Raw genomic sequence first — 10,733 nt, 5'->3', positions numbered from 1 at the left:
GGTGACACCCGGCCGGCGGGCCGTCGTACGAGGTCAGTGCTTCTCCAGCTCCACCTTCGGAAGGAGCTTCGCCAGCGGGGCGGGCATCCACCAGGCCCAACGGCCCATCAGCTGCATCGCGGCGGGCACGATCAGGCAGCGGATGATGACCGCGTCGACGAAGATGGCGACGGCCATGCCGAACCCGGTCTGCTGGAGCAGCCGCTCCGAGCTGAGCATGAAGGCGCCGAAGACCACGACCATGATCGCGCCGGCGGCGCTGATGACCGAGCCGGTGTGGCCGAGCCCCTCACGTACGGCGAGTGCGTCGTCCTTGGTGCGCACCCACTCCTCGTGGATCCGGGACACCAGGAAGATCTCGTAGTCCATCGACAGGCCGAAGACCACCGCGAAGATCATCACCGGCAGGTACGCCTCGATCGGCCCCGGCTCGACCCCGAACCAGCCCTCCTGGAACACCAGGGTGATCGCGCCGAGAGCCGCGCCGATGCTCAGCAGGTTGAGCAGTGCCGCCTTGAGCGGGATGAGGACCGAGCGGAAGACGGCCATCAGCAAGATCACCGACAGGCCCACCACGATGGCCATGAACAGCGGCATCCGGTCGGAGACCTTCGCCGAGTAGTCCTCGGCCGCCGCGGTGGACCCGCCCACCAGGTAGGTTGCGCCGGTCTCCTCGGACACCCCGGGCAGGACGTCGTCGCGCAGCGCGCTGACCAGGTCGGAGGTCTTCTCGTCCTGCGGTGAGGAATCCGGGAACGTGATCATCGTGACGACGCCCGCGTCCTCGGTCGGGACCGCCGGGGAGACGGCCTTCACGCCGGGGGTGTCGGCCAGTACACGGCCCGCCGCCTCCGCCGCGTCGGCGGCGTTCCCGCCCTCGGTGTCGTCGACGACGACGATCAGCGGGCCGTTGAACCCCGGGCCGAACCCCTCCGAGAGCAGGTCGTACGCCTGGCGGCTGGTGCTGTCCGGCTTGTCGCTGCCGGCGTCGGCGAAGCCGAGCCGCATCGAGAACGCGGGCAGGCTCAGCGCGCCCAGGATGACCACGGCCGCCAGCATGGCGGCGAGCGGACGGCGCTGGACCGCGGCGGCGAGCTTGCGCCACATCGTGCCCTCGGGCGCCTTGCCCTTCGCCTCGCGCTTGGCGGCGCGGGCGGTGAACTGGCGCGCGAAGCGGGCCCCGAAGACACCCAGCAGCGCGGGGAGCAGCGTCAGCGACGCGAGCATGGTGATCAGCACCGTCAGGGCCACCGACAGGGCCATGCCCTTGAGCGACCCCAGGCCCAGCGCGACCAGTCCCAGCAGCGCGAGGATGACCGTGCAGCCGGCGAAGAACACGCTGCGGCCCGCGGCGTCGAGCGCGTCGATCGTGGCACGCTCCGGAGTGGCGCCCTTGACCAGTTCCGCACGGTAGCGGGCGAAGATCAGCAGCGCGTAGTCGATGCCGACGCCGAGACCGACGAGCATCATCACGTACGGCGTGTAGTCGGCGATGGTGAACAGGTGCGAGGCGAGGATGATGATGCCGAGCGTGGAACCCACCGCGAACACGGCCGTGATGATGGGCAGTCCGGCGGCGATCACGGTGCCGAACATGAAGACCAGGATGACCAGGGCCGCCAGCAGACCGGCGCCCTCGGCGGCGCCGCCCGCGCCCTGGCCGAGCAGCCGGGCCGGCTCACCGCCCAGCTGGACCTCCAGACCTTCGCCGACCGCCTGCTGGGTGACGTCGTAGATGCGCTTGGCGTCCTCCTTCTTCATGTCCTTCGCCGCCACGTCGAGCATCACCGTGGCGTAGCCGATCGTGCCGCTGGGGGCGACCGCCGTGGAGTCCTCGTAGAGACTGCGCACCCCGGCGACGTGGGGCTGCTCGCGTACCTCGGCCAGCATGGCCTCGACGCGCTCGCGCACGGCGGGAGCGCTCAGACCGTCCTCGTCGCGCAGCACGATCTCCATCGTGTCGCCGGCGCGGGCCGCCCCGCTGTCCGCCAGCAGGTCCGCCGCGGCCTGGGACTGCGTGCCCGGTAACGAGAAGTCCTCGCGGTAGTCGTCGCCCGCGGTGATGGCCGAGGCCCAGACCCCGATCATCACGACGAGCCAGAGGAAGAGCGCCAGCCACCGCTTCCGGTGGGAGAAGCCGGCCACCCGCGCGAAGAGGCCTGGGCGTCCTCGTGACTGGGGTGACTGCTGAGAGACGTTTTCGGTGAGAGTCATGTCATCCGTCCAAGGGTCGGTCGTGTACTACAGGGGAATCCGAGGGCACGGGCCACGAGGGACCCGTACAAGGTCGTGGAGAGGGGCCGGGGAGGCCGTCGCAAGCGCCGGAAAAGGTCATGGCGGCCCCGTCCGCGGAGGGGACGCGTCTGCCGCCCGGCGCGCGCCGGGCTCTGCCGACGCGGCGCCGTGTGCGGCGCGCCAGCCGCGTGCCTCAGCCAGGACCAGCGGGACCACCGCCGCCAGCAGGACCAGCGGCGCGGCACGGGCGAGAGGTCCGGCGGCGGCCGAGTCCAGCACCGGGAGGCCACCGCCGGCCGCGACCGGCAGGGCCGCCATCACGACCGCGGTGAGCACGAAGGAGTGCCCGCCGCGGCCCGGTGCCGGGTGACCGCCGGTCAGCGAACGTGCCCGAAGGAGCGGCACGCCGGTCAGCCGCAGCACGGCGAACCCGAGCCCGTGCGCGCAGAACAGGACGCTGACCGCCGCCGCCGTCAGCAGGCCCACGCCCAGCGGGGCGGGCCGGTCCGGCGTGTCCGTCAGCAGCGATCCGAGCAGCCATCCCCAGCAGCCCGCGGCAGCCCAGCTTCCGGCCACCAGCAGCACGTCGCACGACGGACCGCCGCCGGCGGACCGTCGCCACAGGGCGGCGTCGCGCACCACCGCCCCGAGGAGCAGTGGCACGAGGAGGAGCAGAAGCCGTCCGGTGAAGAGGTCCGTGGCCAGGTCCGGGAAGCAGGTGCCGAGCATCGCGGCCGCCACCACCAGCCAGGCCTCGTGGGCGACGGCCAGCGGCCACAGGGCCGCGCTCACTCGCTGCCGTTCGGTCTCGTCCCGCCGGCCCAGGTAGGGCACGAGCATGCCGACGCCCAGGTCGGCGCCGCCGAGCACGAAGTACACGCACAGCGGGACCGCGAGCAGCACGGTGGCGAGCACGTCCATGGCCGCCTCGCCTCAGCCCGCGCAGGCGGGGCGGGGCGCGGTGCGCCGGCGCACCGCCGCGCGGACGGGGGCTCGGAGGGGTCGCCCGCCGGCCGCGGGGGATGTAGGCCGACGGGCGAGTTCTAGGGTGTTCATCTCCACGCCCCTACCGTCGGGCGCAGGTGTGGGGCGGCGCATCAGCCGCCCGTGGTCACCGCACTACCCCAGGAGTTGCGGGTGAGGGGAGCGGGCGTACACCCGTGGTAGCGCGCGGACCCGGGCGTGGGTCAGCTGAGCCAGCCGGGGGTGATCATGCCGGACTCGTAGGCGAGGATGACCAGTTGGGTGCGGTCGCGGACATCGAGTTTGGTCATGATGCGGCTGACGTGGGTCTTCGCCGTCGAAGGGCTGAGCACCAGGCGCTGGGCGATCTCGTCGTTGGTGAGGCCGGCGCCGACCAGGCCCATCACCTCCCGTTCGCGCTCCGTGAGCGCGTTCAGCCGGGGGCTGGGGTCGGGCTGCTTGACGCGTCCGGCGAACTCGGCGATCAGCCGCCGGGTGACCGCCGGGGCGATCAGGGCGTCACCGCGGGCGCACACGCGGATCCCGTGCAGGAGCTCCATGGGCTCGGTGTCCTTCACCAGGAAGCCCGAGGCGCCGGCCCGCAGCGCGCCGTACACGTAGTCGTCGACGTCGAAGGTGGTCAGGATCAGGACGCGCACCTCGGCCAGGCGCTCGTCGTCCACGATGCGCCGGGTCGCGGACAGCCCGTCCTCCTCCGGCATCCGGATGTCCATCAGGACGATGTCCGGGCGCAGTTCCCGCGCGAGCCGGACCGCCTCGGTGCCGTTGGCGGCCTCTCCCACCACCTCGATGTCGTCCTCGTCGTCGAGGATCGACCGGAAGCCGACCCGCAGGAGCTTCTGGTCGTCCGCGAGCAGCACTCTGATACGCGAGGTCATGCACGCAAGCCTAGGCGACGGGACCACCACGGGTCCGCCAACTGCCCTTACGACAGGGGGGCGTGCTGCACGGCGGGGGCGAGCGGCTCCGGGGCGGCGCTCAGCGGCAGCCGGGCGGCCACCCGGAAACCGTCACCGGTGTCCCGGGCGGTCAGCTCGCCGCCCAGGGCACGCGCGCGCTCGGCCATGCCGGTGATTCCGCTGCCGTGGCCTCCCTCGCCCGCGCCGCGGCCGTCGTCCTCGATGTGCACCCGCAGTTCCCCGGGGCCGTAGTGGACGCCGATCCGGGCGTGCGCGGCCTCCGCGTGGCGGGTGATGTTGGTCAGGGACTCCTGGACGATGCGGTAGGCGGCGAGCGAGATCTGCGGCGGCAGCACCGAGGGCTCCCCGGTCGTCTCGACGGTCAGCTTCAGCCCGGTCGCGCAGGCGCGGTCGGTCAGTTCGCCCAGCCGCTCCAGCCCGGCGGCCGGCGCGACCGGGGCAACCTCGTCGACCTGGCGCAGCACGCCGAGGGTCGCCCGCAGTTCGCGCAGCGCGTCCTTGCTGGTGTCGCGGACGAATTCGAGCCCGGCGATCAGTTCGGCCGTCTGCCCGGGGCGTTTGGCGCTGCGGTGCAGGGCGGCGGCCGCCTGCACGTTGATGAGCGAGATGTTGTGCCCGAGGACGTCGTGCAGTTCGCGGGCGATGCGCAGCCGCTCCTCGGTCGCCGACTGGCGTGCGCGGACGTCCCGTTCGCGCTCCGCCGCGAGGGCGCGGGCCTCCGCCTCGGCCTGGTAGGCCTGCCGGACGCGCATCGCGTGCCCGAAGGCGATCACGCTGAGGAACCATCCGCTGAGCAGGGCGATCGCCATGTTGTCGACCTTGCGCTCGTCGCCCACGGCGATGAACTCGCCGTAGGTGACGACGAGCATGACCACCACGGCGAGCGTGACCACGGCGGTGAGCCTGCCGACGCGAGCGACCGTGTAGAGCGCCACCATGAAGACGATCATGGGTGACGGGCCGTCGACGTCGGTGATCTGGTAGTAGGCCACGGCGGCCACGAGGCTGACGGCGCCCACGGTGACGGACGCGGTGTAGCGGAAACCGAGCACGAGCCAGCCGACCAGAGCGAGGAACCAGCCCAGGACGGTGCTCGGATGGGTGGCGATGGCGTCGTCGCTGCGCAGCGCGCAGTCCACGACGAGCGCCAGACCGCTCAGCAGCATCACCCGGTCGAGCCGGTAGGACCGAGCCAGTGAGGACAGCATGTCCCCAGGGTACTGAGGGCTCCCGACCCCGTCCGCCGATCGCGACGGCCGCGGTCGGGAGCCCGGGTTCACAGCCAGCCCTTGACCTTTTCCACCAGCCGTACCGGGTCGGGGTCGACGAGGGTGACGTTCAGCTGGGTGACGCCCGCCTCGCGGAAGGCCTCGATGCGCTCGCGCACGTACCCCTCCGGTCCGCAGAGGGAGACGAGTTCGGCGAACTCGTCGGGGACGGCCGCCGCGGCCTCCTCCTTGCGGCCGGCCAGGTACAGATCCTGGATCTTCTCGGCGGCCTCCTCGTACCCGTACGCGCGGGCGACGTCGTTGTAGAAGTTCTTGCCCTTGGCGCCCATGCCGCCGACGTAGAGGGCGATCATCGGCCGCGCCTGGTCCCGGACGGCCGCCGCGTCGTCGCCCACGGCGAGGAGGGCTCCGGCGACGATGCCGAGCGGGCCGCGTTCGGGTGCCCGCTTCGCGAGGCCCTCGTCGAGACTTCCGCCCCACACCGCCTTGGCCTTCTCGGGCACGAAGAGGTGGGGCAGCCAGCCGTCGGCGATCTCCGCGGTCATCCGCACGTTGGCGGGTCCGAGGGCGGCGACGTAGATGGGGATCTCCGGGCGCTCGGGGCGGCCCAGGAACTTGAGGGGCTTGCCGAGGGTGCCGCCCTCCTCGGCGGGCAGCGGCATGTGCGTGATGCCGTGGTGCTCGACGACCTCGCGGCGCCAGATGCGGCGGCACAGTTGCACCGTCTCGCGGGTGCGGCCGAGCGGCCGGTCGTAGCGGCGGCCGTGCCAGCCCTCGACGACCTGCGGGCCGGAGGCGCCGAGGCCGATGACGGCCCGGCCGTCGCTGACGGCGTCGAGGCCGGCGCCGGTCTGGGCGATGAGCGCGGGGGTGCGGGAGTAGACGTTGAGGATGTAGGAGCCGATCCGTATCCGCTCGGTGCGCGCGGCGAGGTAGCCCATGGTGGTCGGCGAGTCGAAGCCGTATGCCTCGGCGACCCAGACGGCGTCGAGGCCGGCGGCCTCCAGACGTACGACGGCGTCGGCGGCCTCGCGCGGGTGTGCCGCGTACTTGAGTGTGGTGGCGAGTTCCATGGGTCTCCCTGGGGCTGGCGTGGGCGGTGGAGCGGAGCCGTCACAGGACCGGCATGCGCAGTCCCGCGTCGAGTCGGACGGTCTCGCCGTTGAGCATCGGGTTGGCGATGATGTGCTCCACGAGAGCCGCGAACTCGTCGGCGGAGCCCATCCGCTTGGGGTGCGCTATCTGCTTGCGCAGCAGGTCCCGGACCGGCTCGGGCACGGTCTGGAGCAGGGCGGTGTCGAACAGACCGGGCGCGATGTTGGTGACGCGGATGGCGTGCGGGGCGAGTTCGCGGGCGAGCGGCAGGGTCATCCCCACGACGGCGGCCTTGGAGGCGGCGTACGCGCTCTGGCCCGCCTGCCCGTCCCAGGCGGCGATGGAGGACGTGGTGACGATGACGCCGCGGTCCTCCTCGATCAGGGGCTGGGCGATGATGCGGGGGACGGCCAGCCGGATCACGTTGAACGTGCCGACGAGGTTGGTGTCGACCACCGAGGTGAACTCGGCCAGTTCCATGGGCCGGCGTCCGGCGATCCGCTTGCTGTGGGCTCCGCCGGCGCAGGTGAGGACTGTGCGCAGGGGGCCGGCCTCGTCGGCGGCGTCCAGGGCGCGGACGATGTCCTGCTCGTTGGTGACGCTGCCCGCCACGAACCGTGCCTGCGGGCCGAGTTCGGCGACCGCCGCCCGGCCGGCGTCCTTGGACCGGCCGAGCAGGACCACCTGGGCGCCCGCCTTGACGAGCCGTCGGGCGGCGGCGAGCCCCAGGCCCGCCGTGCCTCCGGTCACCATCGCCGCACTGCCGCTGAGCTGCACTGGGTTCTCCTTGTCCGCCGTGTGGGCGTCGGGCGCGGGAGACGGCGGCCCGCGGCGCGGAGGGGTTGGCCGCGGGGGGCCGCCGTCGTTCACTGGGGGTCGCACTGGGGTCGGTTCTCGGGCGCGGCCCGGGAAGACGGCCGCGGTTTCTCAGTTCGCGGGGTCGTACCAGCGCAGGACCATCGCCCCGGCCGTCATCCCCGCGCCGACGGCGACGAGGGCCAGCAGGTCCCCGTCCCGGAAGGGCCGCTCCCGGTGCGCGAACGACAGGGTGACGGGTACCGAGGCCGAGGCGATGTTTCCCGTGAGCCGTCCGTAGTCCGGCACGACGTCCTTTTCCAATCCGACGAAGTCACCGAGTTTGCGCACGAGTCGAGGATTCGCCTGATGCACGATCAGGCGGTTTATCTGGTCGAGCCGGACACCTGCCTTTGCGAGCGCGGAATTCAGTACTTTGGGGCCCATCTCGAGTACGACTGCGGTCACTCCGCGGCCGTCCATGCGGAAATGACCACCGGCCTCGGGAATGGTGGCGACCTCCGCCCGGGAACCGTCCGCCCACAGTTCGGTGGCGAGGATTCCGTACCCCTCCGGGACGGGGCCGAGCTGTACGGCGCCGGCGCCGTCGCCGAAGAGCGGGGCGGTCCGCCGGTCGGAGGGATCGACGCAGCGGGTGAACACGTCGGCGCCGACGACCAGGGGCGCGCGGGCGACCCCCGCATGCACCATGCCCGCCGCGGTGGCCATCGCGTAGACGAAGCCGGAGCACGCCGCGTTGACGTCGAGCGCCGGGGCCCCGGAGACGCCCAGCCGGTCCTGCACGAAGCAGGCGGTGGCGGGCACGGTGCGGTCGGCGGTCACGGTGGCGAGGACCACCAGGTCGGGGTCGACCGGGGCGCTCTCGACCGCGGCACGGCCCGCGCGGGTGGCGAGGTCCGTGGTGGTCTCGTCAGGTGCCGCGTGGTGGCGTGCCACGATCCCGATCCGGTCCCGGATCCATTCGACGTCGGCTCCGGTGCTCTGCGCGACCGATTCATTGGACACCGGATCCCCGGGCAGATATGCCCCCAGGCCGACAATTCCCACAGCGGAATTACTGCCGTCGGCTGTCACGTTCCACCGCCTTTCTTTCTCGTGCCTCGAAGAAAAGTCCTGGCGCGGAGTGAGACTGGCAGCCGGAGGCCGTATCCGGTCAACGGGAGGGAGAAGGGTCCGTCAAGTTACCGGGCGAGAACACGCGGACCTGACAGAGAACGTGTTCGGTCGTGTACGGCCGTCTGACGGGCCGTTCTACTGGCAGCGACCTGCCGACCGTGAAGGAGTGTCACTGATGGCATCGCAGCCGCGGAACGCGGAGTCCGGATTCCCCGTCCGACCCGTCTACGGCCCCACCGAGCCCGTGGAGTCCCTCGGCGATCCCGGCGGCTTCCCCTTCACCCGCGGCGTCTACCCGACGATGTACACCGGCCGGCCCTGGACCATGCGCCAGTACGCCGGGTTCGGCACCGCGGCCGAGTCCAACGCCCGCTACAAGCAGCTGATCGCCGACGGCACCGCCGGCCTGTCGGTGGCGTTCGACCTGCCCACACAGATGGGTTTGGACTCCGACCACGTGCTCGCCGCCGGCGAGGTGGGCAAGGTGGGCGTGGCCGTCGACTCCCTCGACGACATGCGGGTGCTGTTCGACGGCATCCCGCTGGGCGAGGTCTCGACCTCGATGACCATCAACGCACCGGCCGGGCTGCTGCTCCTGCTCTACCAACTGGTGGCCGAGGAGCAGGGCGTGGCCCCGGGCCGGCTCACGGGCACGGTCCAGAACGACGTGCTGAAGGAGTACATCGCCCGCGGCACGTACATCTTCCCCCCGAAGCAGTCCCTGCGCCTGGTCTCCGACCTGTTCCGCTACTGCCGGGACGAGGTCCCGAAGTGGAACACGATCTCGATCTCCGGCTACCACATGGCCGAGGCGGGGGCGACCCCGGCGCAGGAGATCGCCTTCACCCTGGCCAACGGTGTGGCCTACGTGCAGACGGCCGTCGAGGCGGGCATGGAGGTGGACGACTTCGCCCCCCGCCTGTCCTTCTTCTTCGTCGCGCGCACCGCGTTCCTGGAAGAGATCGCCAAGTTCCGTGCGGCCAGGAGGATCTGGGCGCGGCTGATGCGGGAGCGCTTCGGCGCCCGAAACCCGAAGTCGCAGATGCTGCGGTTCCACACCCAGACCGCCGGGGTGCAACTGACGGCGCAGCAGCCGGAGGTGAACCTGGTCCGGGTGTCGGTCCAGGCCATGGCCGCGGTGCTGGGCGGCACGCAGTCGCTGCACACCAACAGCTTCGACGAGGCGATCGCGCTGCCCACGCAGAAGGCGGCCCGCCTCGCGCTGCGGACCCAGCAGGTCCTGGCCTACGAGACGGACGTCACCGCGGCCGCGGACCCGTTCGGCGGCTCGTACCTCATGGAGTCGATGACGGACGAGATCGAGGCGAAAATCCTGGAGCTGATGGCCAAGGTCGAGGAGCAGGGCGGGGCCGTCGCCGCGATCGAGAACGGGTACCAGAAGGCGGAGATCGAACGCGCCGCCTACCAGACGCAGCGCGAGACCGACGACGGCCGGCGCGTGGTCATCGGGGTCAACCGCCACCGGATCGACGACGACGAACCCTACGAGCCGCTGCGGGTCGACCCCTCCGTCGAGGTCGACCAGGTCAGGCGGCTGGAGAAGCTGCGCGCGGACCGAGACGGTGCGGTGGTCGGGCGGGCCCTGGCGGCGGTGCGGGCGGCGGCGGGCTCGGACGGGGAGCTGATGCGGCCGCTCAAGGAGGCCCTGGCCGCGCGCGCGACGGTGGGCGAGGTCTGCGACGCGCTGCGCGAGGAGTGGGGCACCTATGTGCCCGTCGACCGCTTCTGAACCACCTCGGGCGCCCCGACCGGGGATGCCCCGACCCCGATGGAGGTCCCCGTCCCATGAGCGTTCCCGAACCCGATGCCCCGCGCTGGCGGATCGTCGTGGCCAAACCCGGTCTCGACGGGCACGACCGCGGGGCCAAGGTGGTCGCGCGAGGTCTGCGTGACGCGGGTATGGAGGTCGTGTACACCGGCCTGCACCAGACCCCGGCGCAGATCGTCGCCACCGCGGTCCAGGAGGACGCCGACGCCATCGGGCTGTCCGTGCTGTCCGGCGCCCACCTGACCGTCTTCCCGTCCGTGCTGCGGCTGCTGGAGGAGCAGGGTGCCTCCGACATCACGGTGTTCGGCGGCGGGATCATCCCCGAGGGGGACATTCCGCAGCTGCACGAGGCGGGGGTGGCCGCGGTGTTCACCCCGGGCACGCCGATGCGGGACATCACCGAGTGGCTCGACCGGAGACTGGCCGGGCGGGGCGCCACGATCCTTTGAGGACAGGCGACTTGACAGACAATCCGTGACGCCTTGTCCGGCCGCCGCCACTCCCCGTCTACTGGCAGCGTCAGTGCCGGCGCCGACCTGTCGGACGTGC

9 protein-coding genes are annotated in these 10,733 nt (G+C 71.9%); 2 read left to right on the top strand and 7 right to left on the bottom strand.

The window, feature by feature from the left end; translation table 11 throughout:
- Nucleotides 1-33: 33 nt before the first annotated feature.
- From ACFWWR_RS13740 to ACFWWR_RS13710, 7 genes are all read right to left on the bottom strand, one after another.
- Nucleotides 34-2,214 carry an MMPL family transporter gene (locus ACFWWR_RS13740; RefSeq protein ID WP_384303362.1) on the bottom strand — a complete coding sequence of 727 codons (2,181 nt, stop codon included), beginning with the start codon at nucleotides 2,212-2,214 and terminating at the stop codon, nucleotides 34-36.
- Nucleotides 2,215-2,331: 117 nt separating this feature from the next.
- Nucleotides 2,332-3,156 carry a cytochrome d ubiquinol oxidase subunit II gene (locus ACFWWR_RS13735; RefSeq protein WP_383876384.1) on the bottom strand — a complete coding sequence of 275 codons (825 nt, stop codon included), beginning with the start codon at nucleotides 3,154-3,156 and terminating at the stop codon, nucleotides 2,332-2,334.
- Between the two features lie 266 nt (nucleotides 3,157-3,422).
- Entirely contained in the window at nucleotides 3,423-4,097 is a 675-nt protein-coding gene (locus tag ACFWWR_RS13730; protein WP_383876386.1) for a response regulator, read from the bottom strand.
- Nucleotides 4,098-4,144: 47 nt separating this feature from the next.
- A complete protein-coding gene (locus tag ACFWWR_RS13725; RefSeq protein ID WP_383876388.1) occupies nucleotides 4,145-5,347 on the bottom strand; it encodes a sensor histidine kinase in 1,203 nt (400 codons plus the stop codon).
- A 68-nt stretch (nucleotides 5,348-5,415) separates the two neighbouring features.
- Nucleotides 5,416-6,441, bottom strand: coding sequence for an LLM class F420-dependent oxidoreductase (locus ACFWWR_RS13720; protein ID WP_383876390.1), 1,026 nt, complete (start codon nucleotides 6,439-6,441; stop codon nucleotides 5,416-5,418).
- 40 nt (nucleotides 6,442-6,481) lie between these two features.
- Entirely contained in the window at nucleotides 6,482-7,240 is a 759-nt protein-coding gene (locus ACFWWR_RS13715; RefSeq protein WP_383876391.1) for an SDR family NAD(P)-dependent oxidoreductase, read from the bottom strand.
- 150 nt (nucleotides 7,241-7,390) lie between these two features.
- A complete protein-coding gene (locus ACFWWR_RS13710) occupies nucleotides 7,391-8,326 on the bottom strand; it encodes a 3-oxoacyl-ACP synthase III family protein (protein ID WP_384303360.1) in 936 nt (311 codons plus the stop codon).
- Nucleotides 8,327-8,570: 244 nt separating this feature from the next.
- Between ACFWWR_RS13710 and ACFWWR_RS13705 the strand changes: the two genes are divergently transcribed.
- Together ACFWWR_RS13705 and ACFWWR_RS13700 are read left to right on the top strand one after the other, a co-directional pair.
- Complete coding sequence (locus ACFWWR_RS13705) at nucleotides 8,571-10,145, top strand: methylmalonyl-CoA mutase (protein ID WP_384303358.1); 1,575 nt, start codon at nucleotides 8,571-8,573, stop codon at nucleotides 10,143-10,145.
- A gap of 56 nt (nucleotides 10,146-10,201) precedes the next feature.
- Complete coding sequence (locus ACFWWR_RS13700) at nucleotides 10,202-10,633, top strand: cobalamin B12-binding domain-containing protein (protein ID WP_384303356.1); 432 nt, start codon at nucleotides 10,202-10,204, stop codon at nucleotides 10,631-10,633.
- The last annotated feature ends 100 nt before the right edge of the window (nucleotides 10,634-10,733 follow it).

This window comes from Streptomyces sp. NPDC058678 (genome assembly GCF_042714835.1).
GTDB lineage: Bacteria > Actinomycetota > Actinomycetes > Streptomycetales > Streptomycetaceae > Streptomyces.
Note: the sequence above shows the minus strand (reverse complement) of the source record. Positions and strands in the feature narration are given on the sequence as shown.

Excerpts from the sequence above, each read along its gene's own strand:
- ACFWWR_RS13735 (WP_383876384.1), bottom strand. The coding sequence starts at position 3,156 with ATGGACGTGCTCGCCACCGTGCTGCTCGCGGTCCCGCTGTGCGTGTAC.
- ACFWWR_RS13700 (WP_384303356.1), top strand. The coding sequence starts at position 10,202 with ATGAGCGTTCCCGAACCCGATGCCCCGCGCTGGCGGATCGTCGTGGCC.
- ACFWWR_RS13730 (WP_383876386.1), bottom strand. The coding sequence starts at position 4,097 with ATGACCTCGCGTATCAGAGTGCTGCTCGCGGACGACCAGAAGCTCCTG.
- ACFWWR_RS13720 (WP_383876390.1), bottom strand. The coding sequence starts at position 6,441 with ATGGAACTCGCCACCACACTCAAGTACGCGGCACACCCGCGCGAGGCC.
- ACFWWR_RS13705 (WP_384303358.1), top strand. The coding sequence starts at position 8,571 with ATGGCATCGCAGCCGCGGAACGCGGAGTCCGGATTCCCCGTCCGACCC.
- ACFWWR_RS13740 (WP_384303362.1), bottom strand. The coding sequence starts at position 2,214 with ATGACTCTCACCGAAAACGTCTCTCAGCAGTCACCCCAGTCACGAGGA.
- ACFWWR_RS13725 (WP_383876388.1), bottom strand. The coding sequence starts at position 5,347 with ATGCTGTCCTCACTGGCTCGGTCCTACCGGCTCGACCGGGTGATGCTG.